The following is a 24,638-nucleotide window of genomic DNA, read 5'->3' on the forward strand; positions in this document are numbered from 1 at the left end:
CAGGGGCGCCGTCCGTGCGGCGCCCCACTGGTGGTCACTCCAGACTGAAGAAGTAACGTGCGGCTGCGGCGCCGGTAATCGGTGCTCGGTAGACCTCCACGTCCTTGCCGCTGGCGTCGGTGTAACGCCCGCCGGCGGCATGGCGCTGGGCGGCGGTCTTCAGGTGGCCGGCGGTGAAGTCGACTTTGGCCGTATCCAGTGCCGGGTAGTGGAAATGCGCGTACCACAGCACCTGGCCGTCACGGCTGATGCTGTACTCATCGATGTAGTCGTCGGGCCGCCCTTTGACCTTGGCCAGGCGCGTGCGTTGGCCTACCTTGGCGATACGCGCCTCGCCCTGCTCCAGCAGGAACTGCACCTCGCCCATCTTGGGCTTGCGCGTCACTGCGGCCTCTATTCGCATCCGTGTCGCTTGGCTGGTCAACGTATCGGCAAGTTCCCGCAGGTGTTTGGCAACCGTCTCGGCGTCCTTGCCCTGGCTGGCTTCATCGGTTTCGTTGTCCTGGGTCAGGCGTGCCTCGATACCGTCGACCATGGCCAGGACGCGATCGCGCTGGTGCAACACGGACTCTTCGATCTCCACCGGCAGGTAGCTGTCCGATGCACGCAGCAGACGTGCGACCTCTTTCTGGGCTTGTGTTATCAAACCGTCGCTGTCTTTTAGCAGGCGCTTGAGACTGTGCCCCGAGGGGCGGCTTGGCGCAGAGGGCGGCGTGACTTCCACCCATTCGCCTTGCTTGAGGTGGTAGGTCTGGCCGGGTGTCTTGCTGTCCGGGCCGGGTATGTCCACGGTGTTCTCATCGTCCGCTCGGGGCTCGGCCAGCAGCAGGCCATGCTCGGTGGTCTCGATCAGGCCGGGCGCCTTGTTGCGCAACTGCTTCAGCGAGCTGACCGGAGGATAGTCCGGCAGGTTGCCAAGGTCCTGGGCAATCAGCGCTTGTATGTGTTCCAACTCGTCCTGTAGCAGACGCAAGGTCTGCTGCGCGGCCTTGCCTTGGATAAGCTCACCGAGATTGCCGAGCTGGCGGGCCGCCGCCTGAAAGTGCCCCTGGATGCTGCGCAGCAGGCGGACCGTGAGCTCTTGTGCCGGGTCTGTCAGGTTGTACAGTTCACTGCGCTGGACGATACCCAGCTGGAAGTTGCTCCAGAAACGATCCCTCCAGTAGCAGGCTTCGCTGGTCAGACCATGAACCAGGGTCAGGCGATTGAGTTGGGCCTCCAGCAGCAGGAAGCGCATGAGCAGGTCCTTTTGTGCCGTGGCCGCAGGCAGGGCCGCGAGGTCGCGCCATTCGACGATCTGCGGGTGTCGCTGGCTGGCCAGCCTGGCCAGCTCCTCCTGGCGTTGGCGCAACCGGTCGTTGTTGTCGATCATCTGCTCGAGCAGGGGGACCAGCTTGTCCAGGCGCTGGGTAGCGATCTGGACATCGGCGGGGGTGAGTTCCTCGCGGTTCTGCTCTTGTTGTCGAGCGATCACCAGCAACTGTTCGCGACTGGGCTTGTAGCGTTTGTTCAGGAGTTTGCGCAGTAAATGCTGGCAGCTGGCGTCCTGATACAACGCAAAGGCATGCACTTTCCTGAAGTCCTTCACCGGTTCCAGGGCGTTGCGTGCCCTGAGGTGTTCCCTGTGTTCGCCCCAGAACTGTGAGAGCGCCTGGAGCTTGCCTTGGCACTGTTCGAGGATGGTGTCGTCCGGGGTGGCGTGAACCAGTTTTTCAATCGTGGCCATCTGTGCAAGCTTGGTGGGGAGGCTTTGCTTGTCTGCCTTGATCGCCTCATTGGCAGCGAGCATGGCCTGTTCCTTGTTCAGGCGCAGCTTGCGGATCTGTTCGGACAATGGCATGCCGCCTTTCAGGCCCAGGCGCAGATCGAGTTGCCAGCGGCCGATCTCGTCACGGTGCAGCCATGGGCCCTGGGTGCCGTCCGGGCCGATGATGTGCAGCTTCTGTGGTTCGGCCATCTCCACTTCATAGACCTTGTCGTCAAGCACCGTGTAAAAGCGTGTGCCTTTGAGGTAAAGGCCCCGCAGCGTGCCATTTGGAATCGGTTTACCAAGCGCGGGGGCGGCAACCGTGGCCTGGAGTGTCTCAAGTGTCTTGCGCTGTGTGGCGTTAAGCGTGCGATCGGGGTGTGCCCAGCCGAACTCGAGGCGAGAAGGTGGCGATGGGGGGCCGAAGGAGAGGGGCTCGCTTTTCTCAGGTAGGGTCGGGGGGCTTTGTTCGAGCGGCGATTGCGCGGTATCGCCCTGTTCCAGTTCCAGGCGGAACAGGGCGTGGGAAAACAGCAACAAGGCGATGTTTACCAGCAGGTTGACCAGTGCCAGCTCATGACCTGTCGGGTTTTTCTCGGCATCGGATTCGATGAAGTCGGCCAGGGCGACTTCCATCTGGGCCAGCCATGCGATCTTGCCCAGGGTTTTGCCTGCCAAGGGCAGTAGCGTGTTGAACAGCAACCAGCCCAGTTCCTTCCAGCTTTCCCAGCGTGCCTGGGCGGTGGTGGCGGACTGCGCCTCGAAACGTTGGATCGATTCGGTCACGCATCCCTCATAGAGCGCCTTGCCGATGTCGCTGATCGCATCCTCGACGGACAGTGTGACCGGGGCGGGAGTCCCGAAAGGCACGGCGCTGGTATCGTCCAGGGGCACGAACAGATGGGGTTCGATGAAGCCTCCGTGGGCATAGAAGCGCCGGTCCTCGGCGGGCAAGCGTTGCAGCAGGTCGTCCTGCAGCGCACCTGCGGTGCTGATGGCGACGAACAGGGCCATGCGGTCGCCGAAGTACAGCAGCGGCGCCACGTGCAGGGGGCGATACAGCAGGCAGCCCTCGGTACCGGGTGTTTCGGGTTCGATCAGCCAGGTATTGAGCGGATGATCCGGTGATGAGCCAGGTGCCTTGATCAACCCCAATGCTCGCATGATCCAGCGCGTCGCGCCCTGGTCGGGCCCGGGGACGAATACCTGGGCGATGTGTTCTGCCAGGGTAGGGCTTGGCAGTTGGCCGCGAAGGTACAGCTCCATTGCCAGTGCCGGCAGTTGCACCCGCAACTGATCGCTTAGCTGGCGTTGACGTTGCGGGCGTCGAAGCGGATCGTTCAGCAGCTTTTCGCGCAGCATGGCGGGATAGGCGCGGCCAATGTCGAGCTCGGACACCAGGCGACGCAGGTAAGCGGCGTCCATCCAGGCAGGCAGGGTATCGTCGTCCTTTCGGCTCAGGGCTACGCGTCCTGGCCTGAGCAGCCCCAAGTTGCCGATGGCCAGTTGTGCCAGCGAGAAGTCCACCGGGGTGACTTCCCCCGATGTGATGATCACGTCCTGACCGGCGATCGCGCTGGCGGTGGTCTGGTAGTTGGTGACCACGATATCTTCGGGCTTGAGCGTGTCCTGTGGATGGTCGCGGGCCAGTCGTGCCGCCAGTTGGCGGTTGGCGAAGGCTTCGGCTTGCTCGATACCGTCAAGCCAGAATTGCCCACTGCTGTCGCGGTATTGCTGGGCGACATCGATCAGTCGTTCGCTGTACTGCATCAGTGAGCGGCTTGTGGCGTTGCGCAGCCAGTCAGGCAGTTGTTTGCTGAGGGCCTGGCGTTGCGCGGTTTCGACTTCGTCGCACAGATCGATCAATGATGTCAGGCGATCCAGATCGCGGTTCATGGCAAGCGCGTCGAGCCTGCCGCGGTATCGCCCGGCGAGGTGTTCGATGAGCCGTAGTAACTGGATCAGCAGGCCGAGGGCCTGGACTTCAAATACCGAGTCGGTCGAGGCCGCGATCTCGAGTTGGCGGGGCGTGGAACGCAACGGAGCCGGCAATGCGGTGCTGAGCGCTTGCAGCAACGCCGGGCGTGATGGATAGCGGAACAGGCGACCGGTCAGTGTGTACAGCAGCGCTACGTTGCGCGCGGGATCCTTGTCGCTGTGCTCGATCAGCACCGCGCTGGACATATCGGCATCGAGCCTGCCGCCGGCCGACAGGTCCAACCCCATGTTGAGTGCCTTGAGCCCTTGGGTGTTCGCCCAGCGGTCGCGCTGACCTTCGGCGGGATCGTCGTGCACCATCTGCAGAATGGCACGGGCAAAGCCCGGCAAGCGGGTTGCCTTACGTTGAGCCTGCTGGAATTGGTTGCGCAGGTAACCGGAGTACCAGCTCCACGGCGTTACGCCGCTGCTGTCGAAGCGGCTCCAGTAAGCGATCAGCTGCTGCAGGTAGATCTCGAGCAGAAGCGGTCCGCTTTCGTTGATCAGCAGTTCGACTTCGTGCAGGTCGATATCCACGCTCCAGGCCGGATCGGCCTCGGATCGGGTGGTGAGATAGTCTTCTTCGGCGGTGAGGTTCAAGGTGCCCGGTTGACAGTAACGCTCCACCAGGACCTGTGAAAGCGGTCGGACCCAGGCGCTCCCCGGATCGGGTTGGGGACTGGCCAGGTACAGGGTGAGAGGATCATGTGCGCTGCTGACATGGCGTTGTTGCCACTGTTCACGCAGGATGTCATCTGCGGCGTCCAGCAGGGTGGGGCGGTCGCTGAAGCGTTTGGCGACCTTGCAGTCCAGGCTGCTGAAGCTGGCCAGGCGTTGGTGCAGGTTGTCGTTCATGAAAGGGCCTCGGGGCGGTGAGAGGGCCACAATCAAGCGCGCTTGCCTGGCGATTCGTGCGCTAGCTGGCTACTACCCGAGAGAACCATTATTATTTCGGCATATTACCCAGTGGCTCCGCGCAGGTGCGCAATCCGTACTATTCCACCGCGCCAGTCAGCGGATTCCTCACCTGTTTCGGCCAAATCCGCCGTCATTTCTGTTGCCCACTCGGGCGCGGCGCCTTAGACTGCCGCCCCCTGTAAAAGAGTGCCGGTTGGCGCTTGAAGAATTCCGCCGCCGACGAAGCTTCGCTGGCGGCACCCGAATCGCCCAAATGCACATTTTTTCATAGAGAAATCGATGACCAAGGAACAGTTGCTGGCCATGTCGGCCGATGACTACATGAACGCCGAACAGCTCGCGTTCTTCACCAAGCTGCTGCAAGCGATGAAAGTCGAAACGCACGAGCGCATCGAACTCAGCCGCACCTCCATCGAAAGCCTGGACAGCCCGTCGGATCCGGCTGACGTGGCCTCGGTCGAGGAAGAGCGTACCTGGCTGGTCAACGCCATCGACCGCGACCAGCGCCTGTTGCCGCAGCTGGAGATGGCCCTAGACCGCATCGCCGATGAAAGCTTCGGCTGGTGCGACGACAGCGGCGAGCCGATCGGCCTGAAGCGCCTGCTGATCAGCCCGACCACCAAGTACTGCATCGAAGCCCAGGAGCGTCACGAGCAGCTCGACCGCCACCAGCGGCAGATCTGATCCAGCGCCTTGCGCAAGGCCCCACGGAGTGATCCCTGGGGCCTTCGTGTTTTCTTGCCCTGTATCAACGGGTGGCCGGCTGCATCCAAGTGAGCGTGGATAATGGCGTTATAGTGGCGTTTAATGGCGTCACAATAACGACATGCGGATGGACCACGAAGATGATGCGAGAAGGATCTCTGCCGGCCAGCGAATCACCGCGGGCCACCCCGGCCCGTACGGGAGCCGCCGTCGCCCTGTTGCAGGGCGTTTTGCTGTGCGCGTTGCTGGCGGCCATGGCGTTCACCGGGTTGCCCCTGTACCTGGCCTTGCCGCTGGCGCTGCTGGTGCTGTGGCTACCGCGTGCGCGCAAGGCAGCCGTCGTGCAGCCGGTGTCGGCTCCTGTCCAGGATGGCGCGCTGCTTCAGGAACTGGCCCGCGGTACCAGCCACAATGCCCTGTCGGCCGCCGCGGTGGCCCATTCGGTGCAGCAACTGGCGGCCCGGGTGCAGTCGCAGCTGGGGGCGGCGCAGGAGATCGTCGGCAGCGCCGAGATCATGATCACCACCGAGGAGCAGACCGCCCAGCTCAGCCAGCAGGCGCTTGAAGCTGCTCGCTCTGCCCACGGCAGCAGCGTGGCCGGCAGCGAAGTGCTGGCCGAGTCCATCCAGTGCATGCGCGAGCTGAGTGCCCGCGCCTCGGCCAGCCGCGAGCTGATCGAGGCCCTGCACCAGCGCAGCGAGGATATCGCCCGGGTTACCCTGGTGATCCAGGGCATCGCCAGCCAGACCAACCTGCTGGCGCTCAACGCCGCCATCGAGGCGGCGCGAGCCGGCGAGCATGGTCGTGGTTTCGCGGTGGTGGCCGACGAGGTGCGCGGCCTGGCCGGGCGCACCGCCAGCGCTACTGAGGAGGTGGGGCAGATGGTCGCGGATATCCAGTCGCGCACTGCCCAGGTGGTGGCGCAGATCCGCACGCTGGCCGAGGACCTGGGCAAGGGTGTCGGCCAAGTCGAGCAGGCCGGCAGGCAGCTGGCGCAGATCGCCAGTCTGGCGGCCAGTGTCGAGGGGCAGGTGAGCGAGATCGCCGGAGGGACTCAGGTCAACCAGGCCCAGCTCGATACCCTGTTCCAGGCCGTGGCCCAGGTGCGTGGTGATCTGGAGGTCAGCGACCAGCAGACCCGTCGCCTGGCCAAGGCGGCGGTGCAGATGGAGGGGCAGGTGGAAAGCCTCAGCGAACGGTTGGCCGAGGTCGGCCTGGACGCCTATCACCAGCGGGTGTTCGAGCTGGCGCAGACCGGCGCGCGGCAGATCGGCGAGCGTTTCGAGGCGGACATCGCGCAGGGGCGCATCGGCCTGGATGATCTGTTCGACCGCCAGTATCGGCCAATTGCCGGCATGCAGCCCCCGCGTTTCACCACGCGCTTCGACCACTACACCGATACCGTGCTGCCACAGCTCCAGGAGCCATTGCTGCAGCAGGACGGGCTGGTGTATGCCATCGCCTGCACCCAGCAGGGGTATGTGCCGACCCACAACAATGCCTTCAACCAGCCGCTGACCGGCGATATCGCCCACGACACCGCACATAACCGCAGCAAGCGTATGTTCGACGACCGTACGGGTGCCCGTTGCGGCAGTCATCAGCAGAGGGTGTTGTTGCAGACCTACACGCGGGACACCGGCGAGCTGATGCACGACCTGTCGGTACCGATCTTCGTCGCGGGACAGCACTGGGGCGGCCTGCGCCTGGGGTATCGGCCCGAGCCCGGGCTCGACTGAGGCGATTTGTTGCCTGGAATGCAACACTGCTGTACCGCGTTGCGCTTTATTCGCGGGGTACCCAGGTCGTATCATGCGCGCATCGTTAGGTTGCTAATTAAATTCCGGAGGGAATGATGACTAGCCGAGTCGATGTGGCCGTGATGATCGGCAGTGGTGTGCCACGGTCCTTGCAGGCCCTGGGCAAAAGGGCCTGCTGGGTGGTGCTGGTTGACGGCGAGCGCCGTGGCACGGCCTTTGCCAGCCGCGACGAGGCCCTGGAGTGCCAGGCGGCGTGGCAGCAGCAAGTGGACAGGAGTCATGCGGCGTGAGGCCTCAGCGCTCCAGCCAGCGTGCCAGTTCACAGGCGTCCTGGTAACGCTGGCGAAAGCCACGGACCTTGCCTGAGGGGCTTTCGGTGATGTGGAACAAGCCTTTACCGGCTGCTACGACACGATATCGAGGCTTGTCTGGCACCGCCGCATGACAAGAAATGTTACGCGCCTCTCGACGGATTTCAGTGTTTTCGTGCATATTCGTATCCCTGTAATGCGCGACGAAGGGTTGGGGCACACTCATGCTGAAGTGTCGCCCTCAGTAGTCGCATCTTCCTGACCCCATAGCTGTCAGGTAATACGTTTCCTATTTGCGGATAGTTTGCCGAAGCACGCCGGATGTTCCAGCGGGGAAGTGTTCCCTGCTTGGCGTATCGTCCCTGTGCGTGGATCTTCGCTGACCGAATCCATGGTCCATCGGACTTCGACTCGAAGTGGCTGCCACCCCACGCCCAGCGGCGTGCGCGGTGCGGCCCGCTGTAATTGATGTGAGGAGCTTTTCATTGGCAGTCAGTACTCTTGATACCCATGCGTTGTTTGCCCTGGGCGATTTGCGCGCCAAGCTGGTCAAGTTGTTCCAGGGGCGCTTCGTGTATGTCACCGAGCAGAACCCCGACGGTCTGTACATGGCCGAGATCGATACCGATGACGCCATGGTGGTCGACGACAAGCAGCGCCTGGAGCTGAAAGTGGGTGACCACTTCCGCGCCGCGGTGCTGCCCAGCCGCGAAGGCGGCAAGCTCGAACTGCGTTTTCGCGAGATCAAGTTCAATGTGTACGGTCAGGGCGACTACGCCTTCGTTTCCGTGCCGGAAGGCGAGGCCATCGTGTTCCGTGAAGGGCAGGGCGTGATGCTGGTGTTCGCAGCCCACCAGCAGGTCCAGGAAGGCCTGGGCAAGCTGCTCAAGGCGGTGACCGGCAAGGTCGCCAAGTGGCGCAAGGGTGAGCTGACCACCTTCAAGGCCAGCGAGTGAGCGACGAGGCCACGCCTGCCTCGCGGGCCGACTTCCACCGTGAGCATCAGGCCCGGGCCCTCGAGCAGGCCGAGCGTCTGCTGGCGCGCCGGGATGAGCTGCAGGGGGCATGGCTGGCCTGGGTGGCCGGCGAGCTCTACCAGATGAGCCCGCCGCCTTTCGTTGCGATGGTGCGACGCGAGTTGCAGCGCCTGAGCCAGGCCTGACGGTTGGGTTTACACGCCTCCATGTAGGAGCGGCCTTGCGCCGCGAAAGGGCTGCGCAGCGGCCCCAGGGTATCAGCGTCCATACAGAGATCGCCGGGGCCGCTTTGCGGCACTTTCGCGGCGCAAGGCCGCTCCTACAAGGGGCGTGCGTGGTTTGACGCTGCTTCAGTTACCGCGATCACGCCCGCTGCTGACTTCTTCCGGTACGTCCTCGCCCGAGGTGCGTTTGCGAAATAGCGCGGCCCTGGCCAGCAGCAGGGTGGTCACCGGCACGGTGATCGACAGCAGGATCGGGATCAGCCAGGCGTGCAGCACCGGGCTCTGCTTGAGCACCGAGAAATACAGGATCGAGGCCAGCGCCACGCACCAGGCGCCGATGGTCGAGGCCAGCGCGGGCGGGTGCATGCGCTGGAAGTACTCCTTCAGGCGCACCAGGCCGATGGCGCCGATCAGTGCGAACAGGCTGCCGATAAGCAGCAGGGCGGCGGTGACCAGCTCCAGCCAGAACGGCAATACCACGCTTTCGTTCATTCGATCACCTCGCCACGCAGGAGGAACTTGGCCAGGGCGAAGGAGCCGACGAAGCCGAACAGGGCGATCAGCAGGGCGCCTTCGAAGTAGGTGTCACTGGCGTAACGGATGCCCAGCACCAGCATCATCAGCATGCCGAGGATGTACAGGTAGTCCAGGGCCAGTACCCGGTCCTGGGCGGACGGACCGCGGAACAGCCGGATCAGCGTCAGGCCCATGGCCAGGGCGAAGATGAACAGGCTGGCGAGGACGGCATTGGCAAGCAGGCCGCTCATTCGAAGATCTCCATCAGCGGGCGTTCATAGGTGTGTTTGAAGTGCTCGACGAACGCCGGTTCGTCGTCCAGGTCGAACACGTGCAGCAGCAGCACGCTACGGTCCAGGGCCAGCTCCGACCAGATGGTGCCCGGCACCACGGTGGTGATCATCGACAGGGCCGCCAGGCCGTGGGCGTCGCGCAGGTCCAGCGGGATATGCACGAACGCCGAGCGCGGTGGCGTGCTGCCGGCGCGCAGGACACCACGGGCGACCTGCAGGTTGGAATGGATCACGTCGAGGCCGACCCGACCAATCAGCTTGGCGATCACCCAGGGCCGGCGCACGTGGGCATGTTGCGGGCGCAGCGGGGCCATCAGGATCGGCGCGAGGATACCCAGCAAGGCACCCAGCAGCAGGTTGCCCGGGCTGACCGACAGATTGAGCAGCAGCCACAGCACGAACAGCGCGACGGACAGCAGCGGCGCGGGGAACAGGCGGTTCATGGCTGCACCTCCAGGCCGGCGGTGGTCGGGCCGGGCTGCGGCCGGGTCGACATCACGGCCTTGATGTAGGCCTCCGGCGTGCGCAGGCTGGCGGCGGTGTCCTGGGTGTAGCGCAGCAGCGGTTCGGCCTTGAGGCTGAGGAAGATGCACAGGCCCAGGAGGATGACGATGGGCACGCATTCATAGCGACGTAGCACCGGGGAGGGGCGCTCCTCGGGCTTCCAGAAGCGCTGGATGCCGACGCGGCCGAAGGCGATCAGCGAGGCCATGCCGGACAGCACCAGCAGGGTGACCAGGGTCCAGCCCGCGGCGCCCAGCGGTTGCTCCGGGACAACGCCCAGGCCTTGCGGGTTGAACAGCGCGCTGATCAGGTTGAGCTTGCCGATGAAGCCCGACAGCGGTGGCATGCCGATGATCAGCAGGGCGCAGGCGATGAAGCTCAGGCCCAGGAAGGCCATGGTCCAGGGAATGATCTGGCCGATCACCACCTGCTGCTCGTCGTCCAGGTTGATGCCCTTGGGCGGGTGCAGCGACTCCAGCGGCGAGGGCATCGCGTCCTCTTCCTCATCCAGCGGCGCCTCGTTGGCCGAACGCGAGCGCTCCACCAGCTCGGCCAGCAGGAACAGCGCGCACAGGGCCAGGGTGGAGCTTGCCAGGTAGAACAGCGCGGCGCCGGTCAGGATCGACTGGCCGAAGCCGACGGCGGCCAGCAGCGTGCCGGCGGACATCAGGATGCTCAGGGCCGCCAGGCGCTCCAGGCGCTGGGCGGCGAGGATCGACATGGCCGCCACGGCCAGGGTCGCCAGGCCGCCGTACACCAGCCAGTCGCCACCGAAGTACGCCGAGGCGCCGGCCTGGCCGGAGAACAGCAGCGTCCACATGCGCAGGATGGCGTACAGCCCGACCTTGGTCATGATTGCGAACAGCGCGGCCACCGGCGCGCTGGCCGATGAATAGGCCGGCACCAGCCAGAAGTTCAACGGCCACATCCCGGCCTTGGCCAGGAAGGCGATGGCCAGGATCGCCGCGCCGGCATGCAGCAGGCCGCGGTCGGCTTCCGGCACCAGCGGCACTTTCAGCGCCAGGTCGGCCATGTTCAGGGTGCCGGTCACGCCATAGAGCATGGCCGCGCCGACCAGGAACAGCGACGAGGCGAACAGGTTGATGGCGATGTAGTGCAGCCCGGCCTTGACCCGCGCCCGCCCCGAGCCATGCAGCAGCAGGCCGTAGGAGGCCGCCAGCAGCACCTCGAAGAACACGAACAGGTTGAACAGGTCGGCAGTAAGGAAGGCGCCGTACAGGCCCATCAGCTGGATCTGGAACAGCGCATGGAAGCTGGCCCCGGCGCCATCCCAGCGTGCCCGGGCGAACAGCAGGGCGCTCAAGCCGACGATGCCGGTGAGGGTGAGCAGCAGCGCCGACAGGTGATCGACCACCAGGGCGATACCAAACGGCGCCGGCCAGTTGCCCGGCAGGTAGACGCCGATGGACTCGGCCTGGCCCTGGGTGCGCACCCACATCAACAAGGTGATGGCGATGCCCAGGCCGACGGCGGTGGACAGCAGGTTCAAGCGCGCCTTGAGCCAGCGGTGCTTCTCGCCAATCAGCAGCATCAATGAGGCGGTGATCAGCGGCAGCAGGATCGGCGCGATGATCAGTTGGTTCATCCCGCTCATTCCTCACGCTCCCGGCCATCGACGTGGTCGGTCCCGGTCAGGCCGCGGGAAGCCAGCAGCACCACCAGGAACAGCGCAGTCATGGCGAAGCTGATGACGATCGCGGTGAGCACCAGTGCCTGGGGCAGCGGGTCGGTGTAGTGCAGCAGGTCGTGGGGCACGCCGTCCTTGATGATCGGCTCCTTGCCGATGAACAGGCTGCCCATGCTGAAGATGAACAGGTTGACCCCGTAGGACAGCAGGCACAGGCCCATGATCACCTGGTAGGTTCGCGGGCGCAGGACCAGCCAGACCCCGGAGGCGGCCAGGACGCCGATGGCGACTGCAATGACTTCTTCCATCAGGCGGCTCCTGCTTGGCTGGACTTGGCGGGGCGGTAGGCGCGCACCGACTGGTGGGCCAGGGCGGTGAGAATGAGCAGGGTCGAGCCGACCACCACGGTGTAGACGCCGATGTCGAAGAACAGCGCGCTGGCCACGTGCACGTCACCCAGCAGCGGCAGGTGCAGGTGGGCGGTGTGGGTGGTCAGGAACGGGTAGCCCAGCAGCATCGCCCCGGCGCCGGTGAGGGTGGCGCAGAGCAGGCCGGTGCCCATCCAGCGCAGCGGACGCAGGCTCATCTGCGCCTCCACCCACTGGGTGCCGGCGACCATGTACTGCAGGATGAACGCCACCGACATCACCAGGCCGGCGACGAAGCCGCCACCCGGCTGGTTGTGGCCGCGCATGAACAGGTACATCGACACCAGCAGGGCGATCGGCAGCAGCAGGCGCACCAGGGCGGCCGGCACCATCATGAAGCCGAGCGCGGTGTCGGTGGCCTGACGCGGGTTGACCAGGTCGGTGACCACGTCCGGCGCAAGTAAACGCTGCTGGGCCGGCAACTGCATGCTCTCCTTCGGCGGGCGGAAGCGGCGCAGCAGGGCGAACACGGTCAGCGCCACGGCCACCAGCACGGTGACCTCGCCGAGGGTGTCGAAACCGCGGAAGTCCACCAGCATCACGTTGACCACGTTGCTGCCGCCGCCCTGGGGCAAGGCACGGCTGAGGTAGAACGATGAGATGTCGTTGGGCGTCGGACGGGTCAGCATGGCGTAGGACAGCAGCGCCATGCCGCCGCCGACCAGTACCGCCAGCACCAGGTCGCGCAGGCGCCGCAGGCGTGCGCGGTCCTGGCTGCCGGGCAGCGGCGACACGCCTTCGATACGCCGTGGCAACCAGCGCAGGCCAAGCAGGATCAGCACGGTGGTGACCACCTCGACCGCCAGCTGGGTCAGTGCCAGGTCCGGCGCGGAGAACCAGACGAAGGTGATGCAGGTCATCAGGCCGCAGACGCCGACCATGATCAAGGCGGCCAGTCGGTGGTACTTGGCCTGGTAGGCGGCGCCGATGGCGCAGGCGATGGCGATCAGCCAGAGCGCGACGAACACGCCGGAGCCCGGGATCTTCGGCCGGTCGCCCCAGCTCAGACCGCTGTACAGCAACGGCACCAGGCCGGCGACGAAGGCCGCCAGCACCAGCATGAACAATTGCGTCTGCAGGCGCTTGGTGGTCAGCAGCCGCTCGGCATGCCGGGCCAGCAGCATCAGGCGCACCAGGCCGTGCTCGAACAGACGCTTGCCGTTGAAACGCTCGATCAGCGGTGGGTAGGGGAAGCGGCCGCGCTGCAGCTGCTTGCGTAGCAGCAGGTAGAGCACGATACCGCCGGTCATGGCGATCAGGCTCATCATCAGTGGCGCGTTCCAACCGTGCCAGATGGCCAGGCTGTATTCCGGCAGCACGCCACCCACCACGGGGGTCGCGGCCGCGGCCAGCAGCGGGCCGACCGATTGCGCCGGGAAGATGCCGACCACCAGGCAGGTGAGCACCAGCAGTTCGACCGGCGCGCGCATCCAGCGCGGCGGCTCGTGGGGCGTGTGTGGCAGGTCCTGGGCCGGTGGGCCGAAGAACACATCGACGGTGAAACGCAGCGCGTAGGCCACGCTGAACGTCCCGGCCAGGGTGGCGATCACCGGCAGGGCCGCTTCGACCCAGGCGGTGGAGGTGATGAACACGGTCTCGGCGAAGAACATTTCCTTGGACAGGAAGCCATTCATTAACGGCACGCCGGCCATCGAGGCGCTGGCGACCATGGCCAGGGTCGCGGTGAACGGCACCAGGCGGAACAGGCCGCTCAGGCGGCGGATGTCACGGGTGCCGCTCTCGTGGTCGATGATACCCGCCGCCATGAACAGCGAGGCCTTGAAGGTGGCGTGGTTGAGGATGTGGAACACCGCGGCGACCGCCGCCAGCGGGCTGTTCAGGCCCAGCAGCAGGGTAATCAGGCCCAGGTGGCTGATGGTCGAATAGGCCAGCAGGCCCTTGAGGTCGTTCTGGAACATCGCGGCGAAGGCGCCGAGCAGCAGGGTGGCGGCGCCGGCGCCGCCGACGATCCAGAACCATTCCTCGCTGCCCGACAGCGCCGGCCACAGGCGGGCCAGCAGGAACACCCCGGCCTTGACCATGGTCGCCGAGTGCAGGTAAGCCGAGACGGGGGTGGGAGCCGCCATGGCATGGGGCAGCCAGAACTGGAAGGGGAATTGTGCGCTCTTGCTCAGGGCGCCGATCAGGATGAGGGGCAGCAGCACCGGGTACAGCGCATGCTGGCGGATGGTGTCGCCGGCAGCCAGGACCTTGTCCAGGTCATAGCTGCCGACCACATGGCCGAGCAGCAGGGCCCCGACCAGCAGGCACAAGCCGCCGGCCCCCGTGACCATCAACGCCATGTAGGCGCCGCGGCGGGCGTCGGCGCGGTGGTGCCAGTAGCCGATCAGCAGGAAGGAGAACAGGCTGGTCAGTTCCCAGAAGAACACCAGCTGGATCAGGTTGCCGGAGATCACCAGGCCGAGCATGGCGCCCATGAACGCCAGGAAGAAGGCGAAGAAGCGCGGCACCGGATCCTGGGGCGACATGTAGTAGCGGGCGTACAGCGACACCAGGGTGCCGATGCCCAGCACCAGCAGGCTGAACAGCCAGGCGAAGCCGTCCATGCGCAGGACCAGGTTCAGGCCCAGGCTTGGCAGCCAGAGGAACTCTTCGCGGATCACCCCGCCATCGGCGATTTGAGGGTACAGCAACGCCACCTGGACGGTGCCGACCAGGGCCACGAGCCCGGCAAGAATGGACTCGGCGTTGCGTGCGTTGTGCGGCAGTACTGCCGCCAGGCAACTGCCCAGGAAGGGCAGAAGCAATAGCACAATCAATGACATAGCGTTCTGTTCTGAGAAGTTTGCCAAGGATCATACGTGCCGGACGGTTGATCACCAACACGCAAGGGTTTGCAGGATCCTACAAATGTGCTGTGACACGCTGTTTTTTTATAACAGTTTCTTTCAGAGCATAGCGGCTGATCGTGTGCCCGTGGGGTTATGCGTTCCCTGTGTAGGAGCGGCCTTGCGCCGCGAAAAGGGCCGCATGGCGGCCCCGGGGATTCAGTGTTCAATCGCCGGGGCTGCTTTGCAGCCCTTTTCGCGGCGCAAGGCCGCTCCTACACAAGGTGGTTACCTACAACCCCGCCTCGCGCTCACGCGCCTCATCATCCTGCAAGGCATCGGCCTCATCCTGGCGACGGATCTTCAGCTCGCTCACCACCACCGCCAGTACGATCAGCAGCCCGCCGATCAGCGCCACGCCCGGCAGGCGCTCGCCGGCGATGCGCCCGACGATGCCGGCCCACACCGGCTCGCCGGCATAGATCAGGGTGGCGCGGGTCGGCGAAACCGACTGCTGCGCCCAGTTCATCGCCACCTGGATCACCGCGCTCATGGCGCCCAGGCCCACCGCGCTGATCAACAGCAGCCAGGAAAAACCGGGCAGTTGCTCCTGGGTCGGCACGATCATCAGGAACGACAGCGCCGAGGCGGTGGCCAGCTGCACCACGGTGACCCGGCGCACATCGACCTTGCCGGCGTAGCGGCTGATCAGGATGATCTCGCCGGCAATCGCCACGGCGCTGACCAGCGTCACCAGTTCGCCTTCGCTGAAGTGCAGCGCGCCACCCTCGGGGCCGGCCAGCAGCATCAGGCCGACGAAGGCCAGGCCGATGCCCAGGCTCGGCATCAGGCCCGGGCGGCGGCCCAGCACCAGCCATTGCAGCAGCGGCACGAAGGGCACGTAGAGCGCGGTGATGAACGCCGACTGGCTGCTGCTGATGGTCTGCAGGCCCATGGTCTGCAAGCCGTAGCCAAGCATGATCGATACGCCGATGAGCACGCCGGCCTTGAGCTCGGTGAAGGTCAGCCCCGACAGCGAACGGGCCGATACCAGGCCGACGAACAGCGCGGCGGCGGCAAAGCGCAGGCCGACGAAGAACATCGGCCCGCTGACGGTCATGACGTTGTGCACGATCAGGAAGGTGCCGCCCCAGAGCATGGTGATGAACACCAGCACCAGTTCGGCCTTGCTCAGGCGCAAGCTCACGGTGGGTTTGCGGGTGGGGGCCTGGTTCATGGTCTTGCACACTCGGAAGGGGCGGCGCACAATTCGCCGCAAAGTGGGCAGTATACTGCGCATCCCCTACCAGTGAGCAATATAGTGCACAAAGATTCCGAGCACCGCGCATCGGTGCTGCAGCATGTCAGCCAGAACGTTCGTCGCCTGCGCGGCGACGCCGGCCTGAGCCAGGCCGCCCTGGCCGAGCGTTCCGGGGTCAGTCGGCGGATGCTGGTGGCCATCGAGGCTGGCGAGAAGAATGTCAGCCTCACCACCTTGGACCTGATCGCCGAAGCGCTGGGGGTGGCGTTCAGCACCCTGATCCAGGCGCCGGACCGCCGCGACCCCAGCCGCATCGAAGAGCTGGCCTGGGCCGGTGTGCACCCTGCCAGCCGCGCCGTGCTGCTAGGCAGCAGCCCGGCGCGACGCGAGGTCGAGTTGTGGGAGTGGACCCTGGCCCCCGGCGAGTGCTACGCCAGCGAAGCCGATGCCGCCGGCTGGAGCGAGCAGATCTATGTGACCGAAGGCCGCCTGACCCTGATCATCGAAGGGGGAGAGCGGCACTTGGGCAAGGGCGAGTTCTTCGTCTTCCCCAGCGACTGCCGCTACGCCTACCGCAACGATGGGCAGGAGTCGGTGCGCTTCGTGCGCAACGTGGTGATCTGAGCCCTCAACCGGCCAGCAACTCGTCGGTACTGGCGACCCTGGCATAGGCGAACGCCAGCGCGGCCATTGCCGAGGCGTGCACATCGGTCGCCGCCACCGACTTGCCGCCGAAATCCAGCGCTAGGGTCGCGCAGGCATCGTGGGCGACGCTGACTTCATAGCCGAAGTCGGCGGCGGCGCGGGTCGCGGCATCGATGCACATGTGGCTCATGCTGCCGGCGATGGTCAGTGCCTTGATGTCGTGCTGGTCGAGCAGCGCCTTCAGCTGGGTGTCGCGGAAGCTGTTGACCTTGTGCTTGAGCACCACCGCCTCGCCGGCCGCCGGCGCGACCTTGGGGTGGATCTGCGCGCCGGCCGAGCCTGGCACGAAGAAGGGGGCGTCGACGCTCTCGAACTCATGGCGCACATGCACCACCAGGTCGCCACGCTCACGGGCCGCGGCCAGCAACCGGGCGGCGTTGTCGGCGGCCGCCTCGGCGCCGTCCAGGGTCCATTTGCCACCGGGGAAGTAGTCGTTCTGGATATCGATGACGATCAGGGCGCGCTTGCTCATGGTGCCTCCTGCGGCAGTAGTGATGAACTGCCGATAGTTATAGGCTGTGGCGACCCGATCGAGGATAGGCGCGAGCGACACAATGACGGCAAAAACTGACAGCCTGGAAATCGGCGTGCTGATCTATCCCGGCGCCCAGAGCGCGGCGGTGCACGGCCTGACCGACCTGTTCGCGGTGGCCAACCGGGTCGCCGCGCAGCTGGGGGGCCACGATCTGCCGGTGCTGCGGGTGACCCATTGGCAGCTCGATGGCGCGGGGCAGCTGCAGGTGGTGCATGACAGCCAGCCGGCAAGCGGCCATGCGCTGCGGGCGCTGATGATTCCGCCGAGCCTGGCGGCGACCCCTTCGGCCGAGGTGTTGCAGGCCCATCGCGCCGCGCTCAGTCGGGTGCACGGCCAGGGTACCGTGCTGGCCTCGGTATGCATCGGTGTGTTCCTGGTGGCCGGCAGCGGCCTGCTGGATGGTCGGGCGGCCTGTACCCATTGGAACTATGCCCAGGCCCTTTCCGATCGCTTCCCCAAGGTGCGGGTGCAAGGCAGCCAGCCACTGCTCGACGACGGCGACATCGTCACCTCTGCCGGGCTGATGGCCTGGACCGACCTCGGCTTGCACTTGATCGAACGCTTCCTCGGCCACACCCTGGCCCGCGAGACGGCCCGCTATCTTGCGGTCGAGCCCTCGCCGGCGCCGCTGCCCGGCGCCCTGTTCCAGCCGCGCCTGGACCATGGTGACGAGGCGGTGCTGAAGGTGCAGCACTGGTTGCAGGCCGAGGAGGCCCGGGATGCCGGGCTGGCCGACATGGCCGGTTGCGCGGGCCTCGAGCCGCGCACCTTCCTGCGTCGCTTTCGCGCCGCCACCGGCCTGCGTCCCACCGAATACGCGCAGCAGGTGCGGGTCGGCCGGGCCTGCCGCTTGCTGGAGTTCACCCGGCGCAGCGTCGACCAGATCGCCTGGGGCGTCGGCTATCAGGACCCCAGCGCCTTTCGCAAGGTGTTCCAGCGCCTGACCGGGATGACCCCCAGCGATTACCGGCGGCGTTTCGCGGTTATCAGCGGCTGAGCTTCGCTGGTGGTCGGGTGCGGCCCCGGGCCTTTATCGGCGAGGCGGTCGTGATGGTTGCGCAGCGGGCATTCCTTCAACGACATGCAGCCACAGCCGATGCAGCCGTCGAGCTGATCGCGCAGCATCACCATCTCGTCGATGCGCCGGCTCAAGTCGTCGCGCCAGCGCGCCGACAGGCGCTGCCAATCGTCGGCGGTGGGGGTGTGATCGCAGGGCAGGGCCTCCAGGGCGCTGGCGATGTCGGCCAGGGCGATGCCCAGGCGCTGGGCCATCTTGATCACCGCCACCCGGCGCAGCATGGCTCGTGGATAGCGGCGCTGGTTGCCGGCGTTGCGGGTGCTGTGGATCAGCCCCTTGGTCTCGTAGAAGTGCAGGGCGGTCACGGCCACGCCGCTGCGCGCGGCCAGCTGGCCGACGCTGAGCAGGCGCTCCTGGGCGGAAGGGGGCTTCATCGGCAATAAAATCCTTGACCTTGAGTTAGCTGGAGGTTTTACCCTCCACGACCATCTGCTGCAAGAGCCCGAAACGAGGAGATGCGTCATGGCGGCCAACACCCAATCCCTGTGGTTCACCCAGATGATCGAGTACGACGTGCCACCCTTGCGCCAGGACGCCCTGGCCGAGGCCCTGGTGGTGCGCAGCGAATACCTGGCGCATCGCTGCGACGGCCTGCTCAGCGTCAGCATCCAGGTCAGCGACGACGGTCGCCGGGTACTCCAGCACCTGCGCTGGCAATCGCGCCAGGCCTGGGTCGCCGCCGCCGGCTGCTTCATCGAGGAGCCGTTCCTCGACCTGCTGGGCGAGCATCAGGCCCGTGGGGTGAACTTCGCCGCGTACCAGACGCTGCGCAGCCTGGTGCGTGGCGCCGATGGCGGCCTGCATTGCCAGCTGGGCAGTAATCAGGCGTACCAGGGCGCGTAGTGCGGGTAGCGGTCCAGGCGTGCGCCGATGACCATCTCGCTGATCCACGCGGTGAGTATGGCGCTGTAGGCTTTCTGGCTTTCCTCGCTGGACAGCGCGTGGTCGGCGCCGTCGACCAGGCGGTGGGTCATCGAGTGGGCGCCGACGAAGGCCGAGCGGTAGCTCATCAACGTGCTGTGTGGCACATAGTCGTCCTGTTCGGACTCCACCAGCAGCACGTCGCCGCCGAACTCGGCGCAGGCCGCCAGGGCACGATTGTCGGCCGGGCCCAGGTCACGCCGGCGATAGGCGTTGAGCCGCTGACGGTCGAGGGCCTGCTTGGGCGCATCCCATTCATCGTCCCAGTACAAGGCCGGCACCCTCAACGCCAGCCATTTGACTGACCGGTGACGGGTGAGCAGGGTCGCCAGGTAGCCGCCGTAGCTGCTGCCGATCACGGCGATGGCGCCGGGATCGACCGACGGGTGGCTGGCCAGCCGGTCATAGGCGGCCAGCAGATCGGCCAGGTTCTGCTCGCGGGTGACGGTCAGGCGCTGGCTCTCGGTCTTTTCGTGGCCGCGCAGGTCGAAGGTCATGCATACGCAGCCGAGCCCGGTGATCTGCCGGGCACGGGCCAGGTCGCGCTGCTGGCTGCCGCCCCAGCCATGGACGAAGAGGATCCCAGGCATGCGGCTGCCCGGGCTGACCAGGGTGCCGGCGATGCTGTCGCCTTCTACTTGCAGTTCCACGGTTTCACTCTCGATGGTCATGGTCGCGTATCCGTGCATATTTACTGAGTTGTCCAAGTTCACTGTCATGGCCCTGGTAGAACAGGGTGGCATCGGCGGGCAGTTGCGCGTCGCCGAATACCTCGTGGGTCGAGGCGTGTAGCCGTTGCAGCGCGGGATCGGCGGCGAAGGCCTGCAGCGCTAGGACCTCGGCAGGGCTGGCGCCGCCCAGGCGCCAGGATTGCTCGAGCACGCCACTGCGCAGATGGCCATGGTGGTCCTGGCCACGGGCGATGTCGTAGTTGCGACGTGAGGCGATGAAGCCCGGGAAGTAGCGTTCGGCGGCCTCTTCGTAGGTCATGGCCTGGTTGATGGCAAGGCGCAGGTGGTCCTCGAGCGGCAACTGCAGCAGTTGCTGGTAGTCGCCGCGCACGATCACCAGGTCGGAGCCGCCGTACACCTCCGTGCCCGCATGATCGTGGGTGAGGTGCTGGGTGCCGTGATAGCTCAGGGTCAGCCCGGCCACGCGCACCTGCCCTACGCTGAAAGTCTCGACCTTGTCGAGGTCTTCTTCCAATACCAATCCCCATAAGCCCAGCTGCTGTTCATCCATCGCCTCCAGCAACGGCTCCAGGGCCAGCCTGTCGATGATCACCTCCTGGCCCCGGCCAGCGCAGGCCAGTACCGGCTTGATCCTTACCGGCCCATCGCGCAGCAGCAGTTCGGCGGCGCGGCGGGCGTCGGCCCTGGAGAACACGGTGTAGCCGCGCAGCAGGGCGTCGCTGGCATGCTGGGCAAAGGCATCGGTCCAGCCGGGCGGGAAGCTGGCGTCGGCTGGCAGCGGGTGCGAGATGGCCTTGGTGGCCATGTGCGGATGGCTGACAATGCCACCAAACAGATCCTGTTCGTCGTGAATGCCCAGTGCTGCGTGACGCTCCGGATCGACCAAAGTCTGGGTCGGTACATAGTAGTAGCCGGCCGTATCGGATTGCGTGGGTGAAGGCTCGACCCGCTCGATTCCCAGCAGGGGCGCCAGGTGATCGGCGATCTTCAGGTGGACTGCCCGTTCATGCTCGGGTGTGTGCTCGCGGGTGTCGAGCAGCACGATGGCGCTTTTCGGCTTGCGTGAGTGGGGCATGCTTGGCCTCGCGTACGCACGGTATGTAAGGGTTGTGAAGGCCCGCAGCCGGATTAGTTCAGGAGGATGGATCGACGGTCGGCAGGGCAGTTGGGGCAATGCATGCCTTGTTACGGTCGCGGAGATTGCGGGCGCCTGCCGGCTGTTCCATTATCAGCGTCCTGGACCCGTCGACACCTATCCGCAGGAGTGCGCATGAACAGTCAGTCCCCCCTTCACGAATCCGTCCCCGCGCGCCTTGCCCGCGTGCGCGAGGCCATGGCCCGGGAGGGCGTGGATGCCTTGCTGGTGCCTTCGGCCGACCCGCACCTGTCCGAGTACCTGCCGGGCTACTGGCAGGGACGGCAGTGGCTGTCCGGGTTCCTCGGTTCGGTGGGGACGCTGGTGGTGACCGCGGACTTTGCCGGGCTGTGGGCTGACAGCCGTTACTGGGAACAGGCGGACAAGGAACTGGCCGGCAGCGGCATCGAGTTGATGAAGCTGCGCCCCGGCCAGCCCGGGGCGCTGGAGTGGCTGGGCGCAGAAGTGTCCGGTACCGTCGCGGTGGACGGCGCAGTCATGGCCTTGGCCTCGGCGCGGCAACTGGGCGAGCGCCTGCAGGCGCGTGGTGCGAAATTGCGCACCGATCTCGACCTGCTGGAACTGGTCTGGGCTGACCGTCCCTCGCTTCCGGGTAATCCGGTATACCAGCACCTGCCACCCCATGCCACGGTCAACCGTGCGCAAAAACTCGCCGAGTTGCGCAGCACATTGCGGGAGAAGGGTGCCGACTGGCATTTCATTGCCACCCTCGACGACATCGCCTGGCTGTTCAACCTGCGCGGCAGCGATGTCTCCTACAATCCCGTGTTCGTTTCCTTCGCGCTGGTCAGCCAGGACAAGGCGTTCCTGTTTGTCGGGCGTGACAAGGTCGATGGCCACCTGCGCCAGGTGCTGGCGGCCGATGGCATCGAGGTTCGCGACTACGCCGAGGTCAATGACGCGCTGGCCGCGATACCGGCTGCGGCGAGCCTGCTGGTGGACCCGACGCGGGTTACCCGCGGCCTGCTGGACAACCTGCACGAGCAGGTGCGACTGGTCGAGAGCATCAACCCCACTACCTTGAGCAAGTCGCGCAAGGGGGAGGGCGACCTCGTCCATATCCGCCAGGCCATGGAGCAGGATGGCGCGGCGTTGTGCGAATTCTTCGCCTGGTTCGAAGCGAACCTCGGCGCGCAAGCGATCACCGAATTGACCATCGACGACCAGCTGAGCGCGGCCCGTGCCCGCCGTCCAGGCTTTGTGTCGCTGAGTTTTTCCACCATCGCGGCCTATAACGCCAACGGTGCGATGCCGCATTACCGCGCCACCGAAGAGTCCCACGCCGTCATCGAAGGCAATGGCCTGCTGTTGATCGACTCGGGTGGCCAGTACCTGGGTGGGACCACCGATATCACCCGCATGGTGCCGATCGGCGAGCCGAGCCATGAGCAGAAGGCCGATTGCTCCCGGGTGCTCAAGGGCATGATTGCCCTGTCACGGGCCAGCTTCCCGCGCGGAATACTTTCGCCACTGCTCGATGCCATTGCCCGGGCACCGATCTGGGCCGATCAGGTCGAGTACGGCCATGGTACCGGTCACGGTGTCGGCTATTTCATGAACGTGCACGAAGGCCCGCAGGTGATCGCCTACCAGGCTGCGGCCACACCGCAGACGGCCATGCAGCCGGGCATGATCAGTTCCATCGAGCCTGGGACCTATCGCCCGGGGCAGTGGGGTGTGCGGATCGAGAACCTGGTGGTCAATCGCGAGGCGGGTAGCAGCGAGTTCGGTGAGTTCCTGAACTTCGAGACGTTGACCCTGTGCCCGATCGACACGCGTTGCCTGCTGGTCGAGGCGCTGGGCAGTGAAGATATCGCCTGGCTGAACCGTTACCACCAGACGGTACGGGAACGGCTGGCACCGCTGCTGGAAGGCGAGGCGCTGGCCTGGCTGGAGCGGCGCACCGCGGCGCTCTGACTATGAAAAGGGCAGCCACTGGCTGCCCTATTTGCATCTGTTACTTGCAGATCACGATCATGCTGCGGCTGGTATAGCCGGCCGGATTGATGCCGAATACATAATCGCCAGGCTCTTCGTCGGTGTCGCCGGAGCGGGCGATGACCTTGTAGCCCTTGCTGCTGCACGAGCTGGCGGCTTTGCTGTAGCACTTGTCCCACGACGAGGAGAGCCCCGAGCAGTTGATGTGCAGGCCCTTCTTCCCCCGCTTCACCTCGGTGTTGGCTGTCGCGGCGCATCCCGCGATGGCCAGGATGCCCAGGATGAGCAAAATACGTTTCATTCCTGTCCTTATCGGCCCGACTGCTTTAACGGACCTGTCGTTTGCGCTTTGCCTCTTCCCTGATGATCCCCGGCGTCCATGTGCCGCACAGTAGATAGCGTCAAGATGATGATTGGGTGACAGCTTAATCAGCCAGGCCGGGTGGTACAAGGTTGCAGGTCAGCTAAATGCAAATATTTCTCAAATCAGTCGGCGGCCACGGGCGGTGCTGTATCCCGTTTCATGGAAAGGGTCGCGCCCACCGAGGCGGTGATGATGGCGAGAATAGCCAGCCATTGCCAGAGGGTGAGTTTCTCGCCCAGGAAGAGTAGTCCGGACAGTGCGCCAAACGCTGGTTCTATGCTCATCAGCGTGCCGAAAGTGCGGGCGGGCATGCGGGTCAGGGCAACCATCTCCAGGCTGTAGGGGAGGGCTGTCGAAAGGACGGCCACGCCCAGGGCCACCGGTAGCAGCGCGGGCGTCAGCAGGGCGCTGCCGGCGTGGGCAATGCCAATGGGGGCGACGAACAGCGCGGCGATCACCACGCCCAGGGCTGCAGTCTGTATACCGTTCTCGGCACCGGCTTTTTGCCCATAGAGGATGTACAGCGCCCAGCACACTCCGGCCCCCAGGGCGTAGGCGGCGCCGACCGGGTCGAGACTGGCACCGGTCTGGCCAACGGGGATCAGCAGCAGCAGGCCGGCGACTGCCAGGGCGATCCACAGGAAGTCCAGCGCCCGTCGCGAGGCCCATAGCGCCACGGCCAGCGGCCCGGTGAACTCGAGGGCGACGGCGATACCCAGTGGCACACTGCGCAAAGACATATAGAAGAGGAAGTTCATGCCGCCCAGGGCCATGCCGTAGATGATCACGCTGCGCAGGGTGCTGGCGTCCAGGCGGGCGCGCCAGGGGCGCAGCAGCAGGAGCATGATGACGCTGGCGAAGATGAGGCGCAGGGCGGTGGTGCCCTGGGCGCCGACGACGGGGAACATGCTCTTGGCCAACGAGGCCCCGGACTGGATGGAGGCCATGGCAATCAGCAGCAGACCGATGGGGAACAGCGTGGCGGTCAAGCTGCGGTTTGGGGTGTTCATGAAGGTTTCCGTTTATTGTGCGCGCAAGGGTGCGCAATATAGTGCGCAGTGGTGGGCGGGTTGGCAAGGATGGGATGGGGGGTGTTGGATTGGGTGGGGGCTGGTTAATAAATGGTGTGATGGCCGCCAGGTGCCTGTCTTGGGATTGTGTTGTGTGTGCGAGGTGTTCGCCTTGGGGTTG

24 protein-coding genes are annotated in these 24,638 nt (G+C 65.4%); 9 read left to right on the plus strand and 15 right to left on the minus strand.

Features of this window, described 5'->3' with window-relative positions; translation table 11 throughout:
• Positions 1 to 34 precede the first annotated feature (34 nt).
• On the minus strand, positions 35 to 4,579 hold the full coding sequence (locus VUG52_RS09415; protein WP_050704988.1) for a hypothetical protein: 4,545 nt from the start codon (positions 4,577 to 4,579) through the stop codon (positions 35 to 37).
• A 342-nt stretch (positions 4,580 to 4,921) separates the two neighbouring features.
• Here VUG52_RS09415 and VUG52_RS09420 point away from each other — a divergent pair, with 342 nt between their 5' ends.
• From VUG52_RS09420 to VUG52_RS09430, 3 genes are all read left to right on the plus strand, one after another.
• A complete protein-coding gene (locus tag VUG52_RS09420; protein ID WP_050704989.1) occupies positions 4,922 to 5,326 on the plus strand; it encodes a TraR/DksA family transcriptional regulator in 405 nt (134 codons plus the stop codon).
• Between the two features lie 275 nt (positions 5,327 to 5,601).
• Positions 5,602 to 7,086 carry a methyl-accepting chemotaxis protein gene (locus VUG52_RS09425; protein ID WP_262974373.1) on the plus strand — a complete coding sequence of 495 codons (1,485 nt, stop codon included), beginning with the start codon at positions 5,602 to 5,604 and terminating at the stop codon, positions 7,084 to 7,086.
• 116 nt (positions 7,087 to 7,202) lie between these two features.
• Positions 7,203 to 7,397, plus strand: a complete 195-nt coding sequence (locus VUG52_RS09430) for a hypothetical protein (protein WP_050704990.1) — start codon at positions 7,203 to 7,205, stop codon at positions 7,395 to 7,397.
• Positions 7,398 to 7,401: 4 nt separating this feature from the next.
• On the opposite strand, the gene VUG52_RS09435 is transcribed toward VUG52_RS09430, so the two are convergent.
• Positions 7,402 to 7,644, minus strand: coding sequence for a hypothetical protein (locus VUG52_RS09435; protein ID WP_082337700.1), 243 nt, complete (start codon positions 7,642 to 7,644; stop codon positions 7,402 to 7,404).
• 259 nt (positions 7,645 to 7,903) lie between these two features.
• Here VUG52_RS09435 and VUG52_RS09440 point away from each other — a divergent pair, with 259 nt between their 5' ends.
• Both VUG52_RS09440 and VUG52_RS09445 read left to right on the plus strand, forming a co-directional pair.
• Positions 7,904 to 8,374, plus strand: a complete 471-nt coding sequence (locus VUG52_RS09440) for a hypothetical protein (protein WP_050704991.1) — start codon at positions 7,904 to 7,906, stop codon at positions 8,372 to 8,374.
• Positions 8,371 to 8,580, plus strand: a complete 210-nt coding sequence (locus VUG52_RS09445; RefSeq protein WP_050704992.1) for a hypothetical protein — start codon at positions 8,371 to 8,373, stop codon at positions 8,578 to 8,580. Before VUG52_RS09440 ends, VUG52_RS09445 begins: the two co-directional genes overlap by 4 nt.
• A gap of 165 nt (positions 8,581 to 8,745) precedes the next feature.
• Here VUG52_RS09445 and VUG52_RS09450 read toward each other — a convergent pair whose 3' ends face one another.
• The 7 genes from VUG52_RS09450 to VUG52_RS09480 all read right to left on the minus strand — a co-directional run bounded on the left by VUG52_RS09450 (position 8,746) and on the right by VUG52_RS09480 (position 16,097).
• Positions 8,746 to 9,111, minus strand: coding sequence for a Na+/H+ antiporter subunit G (locus tag VUG52_RS09450; protein ID WP_050704993.1), 366 nt, complete (start codon positions 9,109 to 9,111; stop codon positions 8,746 to 8,748).
• Entirely contained in the window at positions 9,108 to 9,386 is a 279-nt protein-coding gene (locus tag VUG52_RS09455) for a K+/H+ antiporter subunit F (RefSeq protein WP_011534656.1), read from the minus strand. Before VUG52_RS09455 ends, VUG52_RS09450 begins: the two co-directional genes overlap by 4 nt.
• Entirely contained in the window at positions 9,383 to 9,871 is a 489-nt protein-coding gene (locus VUG52_RS09460; RefSeq protein ID WP_050704994.1) for a Na+/H+ antiporter subunit E, read from the minus strand. Before VUG52_RS09460 ends, VUG52_RS09455 begins: the two co-directional genes overlap by 4 nt.
• Entirely contained in the window at positions 9,868 to 11,547 is a 1,680-nt protein-coding gene (locus tag VUG52_RS09465) for a monovalent cation/H+ antiporter subunit D (RefSeq protein ID WP_050704995.1), read from the minus strand. Before VUG52_RS09465 ends, VUG52_RS09460 begins: the two co-directional genes overlap by 4 nt.
• Positions 11,544 to 11,888, minus strand: coding sequence for a Na+/H+ antiporter subunit C (locus tag VUG52_RS09470; RefSeq protein WP_028690551.1), 345 nt, complete (start codon positions 11,886 to 11,888; stop codon positions 11,544 to 11,546). The genes VUG52_RS09465 and VUG52_RS09470 overlap by 4 nt, the downstream gene beginning before the upstream one ends.
• Complete coding sequence (locus VUG52_RS09475) at positions 11,888 to 14,794, minus strand: monovalent cation/H+ antiporter subunit A (protein ID WP_050704996.1); 2,907 nt, start codon at positions 14,792 to 14,794, stop codon at positions 11,888 to 11,890. The genes VUG52_RS09470 and VUG52_RS09475 overlap by 1 nt, the downstream gene beginning before the upstream one ends.
• 295 nt (positions 14,795 to 15,089) lie before the next feature.
• Positions 15,090 to 16,097 (minus strand): DMT family transporter, encoded by a 1,008-nt coding sequence (locus VUG52_RS09480; protein ID WP_409077810.1) that lies wholly within the window; start codon positions 16,095 to 16,097, stop codon positions 15,090 to 15,092.
• Positions 16,098 to 16,118: 21 nt separating this feature from the next.
• Here VUG52_RS09480 and VUG52_RS09485 point away from each other — a divergent pair, with 21 nt between their 5' ends.
• Positions 16,119 to 16,682, plus strand: coding sequence for a helix-turn-helix domain-containing protein (locus tag VUG52_RS09485; RefSeq protein ID WP_050704999.1), 564 nt, complete (start codon positions 16,119 to 16,121; stop codon positions 16,680 to 16,682).
• Positions 16,683 to 16,686: 4 nt separating this feature from the next.
• Here the strand turns inward: VUG52_RS09485 and VUG52_RS09490 are convergent, their stop codons facing one another.
• Positions 16,687 to 17,235 carry a cysteine hydrolase family protein gene (locus VUG52_RS09490; RefSeq protein WP_050705000.1) on the minus strand — a complete coding sequence of 183 codons (549 nt, stop codon included), beginning with the start codon at positions 17,233 to 17,235 and terminating at the stop codon, positions 16,687 to 16,689.
• Positions 17,236 to 17,317: 82 nt separating this feature from the next.
• Between VUG52_RS09490 and VUG52_RS09495 the strand changes: the two genes are divergently transcribed.
• Entirely contained in the window at positions 17,318 to 18,295 is a 978-nt protein-coding gene (locus tag VUG52_RS09495; RefSeq protein ID WP_050705001.1) for a GlxA family transcriptional regulator, read from the plus strand.
• Here the strand turns inward: VUG52_RS09495 and soxR are convergent.
• Positions 18,262 to 18,750, minus strand: a complete 489-nt coding sequence (gene soxR / locus VUG52_RS09500; RefSeq protein ID WP_262951320.1) for a redox-sensitive transcriptional activator SoxR — start codon at positions 18,748 to 18,750, stop codon at positions 18,262 to 18,264. The two genes, VUG52_RS09495 and soxR, sit on opposite strands and share 34 nt — an antisense overlap.
• An 88-nt stretch (positions 18,751 to 18,838) precedes the next feature.
• Here soxR and VUG52_RS09505 point away from each other — a divergent pair, with 88 nt between their 5' ends.
• Entirely contained in the window at positions 18,839 to 19,219 is a 381-nt protein-coding gene (locus tag VUG52_RS09505) for an antibiotic biosynthesis monooxygenase (RefSeq protein WP_050705003.1), read from the plus strand.
• Here the strand turns inward: VUG52_RS09505 and VUG52_RS09510 are convergent.
• Together VUG52_RS09510 and VUG52_RS09515 are read right to left on the minus strand one after the other, a co-directional pair.
• Positions 19,198 to 19,968: an alpha/beta hydrolase family protein gene (locus VUG52_RS09510; RefSeq protein ID WP_050705004.1), complete on the minus strand. Its 771-nt coding sequence runs from the start codon at positions 19,966 to 19,968 to the stop codon at positions 19,198 to 19,200. The two genes, VUG52_RS09505 and VUG52_RS09510, sit on opposite strands and share 22 nt — an antisense overlap.
• The gene (locus tag VUG52_RS09515) at positions 19,952 to 21,064 is read right to left on the minus strand and encodes a DUF3182 family protein (RefSeq protein ID WP_050705005.1); all 1,113 of its coding nucleotides are present in this window, start codon (positions 21,062 to 21,064) and stop codon (positions 19,952 to 19,954) included. Before VUG52_RS09515 ends, VUG52_RS09510 begins: the two co-directional genes overlap by 17 nt.
• Positions 21,065 to 21,259: 195 nt before the next feature.
• Here VUG52_RS09515 and VUG52_RS09520 point away from each other — a divergent pair, with 195 nt between their 5' ends.
• Complete coding sequence (locus VUG52_RS09520; protein ID WP_050705006.1) at positions 21,260 to 23,062, plus strand: aminopeptidase P family protein; 1,803 nt, start codon at positions 21,260 to 21,262, stop codon at positions 23,060 to 23,062.
• 40 nt (positions 23,063 to 23,102) lie between these two features.
• On the opposite strand, the gene VUG52_RS09525 is transcribed toward VUG52_RS09520, so the two are convergent.
• Together VUG52_RS09525 and rhtA are read right to left on the minus strand one after the other, a co-directional pair.
• Positions 23,103 to 23,384, minus strand: a complete 282-nt coding sequence (locus VUG52_RS09525) for a hypothetical protein (RefSeq protein ID WP_050705007.1) — start codon at positions 23,382 to 23,384, stop codon at positions 23,103 to 23,105.
• A 185-nt stretch (positions 23,385 to 23,569) separates the two neighbouring features.
• Positions 23,570 to 24,457: a threonine/homoserine exporter RhtA gene (gene rhtA / locus VUG52_RS09530; protein ID WP_050705008.1), complete on the minus strand. Its 888-nt coding sequence runs from the start codon at positions 24,455 to 24,457 to the stop codon at positions 23,570 to 23,572.
• Between the last annotated feature and the right edge of the window lie 181 nt (positions 24,458 to 24,638).

It is taken from the genome of Pseudomonas sp. LH21 (genome assembly GCF_036549575.1).
In the GTDB taxonomy this organism is placed as follows: Bacteria; Pseudomonadota; Gammaproteobacteria; order Pseudomonadales; family Pseudomonadaceae; genus Aquipseudomonas; species Aquipseudomonas peradeniyensis.

Excerpts from the sequence above, each read along its gene's own strand:
- VUG52_RS09415 (WP_050704988.1), bottom strand. The coding sequence starts at position 4,579 with ATGAACGACAACCTGCACCAACGCCTGGCCAGCTTCAGCAGCCTGGAC.
- VUG52_RS09420 (WP_050704989.1), top strand. The coding sequence starts at position 4,922 with ATGACCAAGGAACAGTTGCTGGCCATGTCGGCCGATGACTACATGAAC.
- VUG52_RS09425 (WP_262974373.1), top strand. The coding sequence starts at position 5,602 with ATGGCGTTCACCGGGTTGCCCCTGTACCTGGCCTTGCCGCTGGCGCTG.
- VUG52_RS09430 (WP_050704990.1), top strand. The coding sequence starts at position 7,203 with ATGACTAGCCGAGTCGATGTGGCCGTGATGATCGGCAGTGGTGTGCCA.
- VUG52_RS09435 (WP_082337700.1), bottom strand. The coding sequence starts at position 7,644 with ATGAGTGTGCCCCAACCCTTCGTCGCGCATTACAGGGATACGAATATG.
- VUG52_RS09450 (WP_050704993.1), bottom strand. The coding sequence starts at position 9,111 with ATGAACGAAAGCGTGGTATTGCCGTTCTGGCTGGAGCTGGTCACCGCC.
- VUG52_RS09455 (WP_011534656.1), bottom strand. The coding sequence starts at position 9,386 with ATGAGCGGCCTGCTTGCCAATGCCGTCCTCGCCAGCCTGTTCATCTTC.
- VUG52_RS09460 (WP_050704994.1), bottom strand. The coding sequence starts at position 9,871 with ATGAACCGCCTGTTCCCCGCGCCGCTGCTGTCCGTCGCGCTGTTCGTG.
- VUG52_RS09465 (WP_050704995.1), bottom strand. The coding sequence starts at position 11,547 with ATGAGCGGGATGAACCAACTGATCATCGCGCCGATCCTGCTGCCGCTG.
- VUG52_RS09470 (WP_028690551.1), bottom strand. The coding sequence starts at position 11,888 with ATGGAAGAAGTCATTGCAGTCGCCATCGGCGTCCTGGCCGCCTCCGGG.
- VUG52_RS09475 (WP_050704996.1), bottom strand. The coding sequence starts at position 14,794 with ATGTCATTGATTGTGCTATTGCTTCTGCCCTTCCTGGGCAGTTGCCTG.
- VUG52_RS09480 (WP_409077810.1), bottom strand. The coding sequence starts at position 16,097 with ATGCGCAGTATACTGCCCACTTTGCGGCGAATTGTGCGCCGCCCCTTC.
- VUG52_RS09490 (WP_050705000.1), bottom strand. The coding sequence starts at position 17,235 with ATGAGCAAGCGCGCCCTGATCGTCATCGATATCCAGAACGACTACTTC.
- VUG52_RS09495 (WP_050705001.1), top strand. The coding sequence starts at position 17,318 with ATGACGGCAAAAACTGACAGCCTGGAAATCGGCGTGCTGATCTATCCC.
- soxR (WP_262951320.1), bottom strand. The coding sequence starts at position 18,750 with ATGAAGCCCCCTTCCGCCCAGGAGCGCCTGCTCAGCGTCGGCCAGCTG.
- VUG52_RS09505 (WP_050705003.1), top strand. The coding sequence starts at position 18,839 with ATGGCGGCCAACACCCAATCCCTGTGGTTCACCCAGATGATCGAGTAC.
- VUG52_RS09510 (WP_050705004.1), bottom strand. The coding sequence starts at position 19,968 with ATGACCATCGAGAGTGAAACCGTGGAACTGCAAGTAGAAGGCGACAGC.
- VUG52_RS09515 (WP_050705005.1), bottom strand. The coding sequence starts at position 21,064 with ATGCCCCACTCACGCAAGCCGAAAAGCGCCATCGTGCTGCTCGACACC.
- VUG52_RS09520 (WP_050705006.1), top strand. The coding sequence starts at position 21,260 with ATGAACAGTCAGTCCCCCCTTCACGAATCCGTCCCCGCGCGCCTTGCC.
- VUG52_RS09525 (WP_050705007.1), bottom strand. The coding sequence starts at position 23,384 with ATGAAACGTATTTTGCTCATCCTGGGCATCCTGGCCATCGCGGGATGC.
- rhtA (WP_050705008.1), bottom strand. The coding sequence starts at position 24,457 with ATGAACACCCCAAACCGCAGCTTGACCGCCACGCTGTTCCCCATCGGT.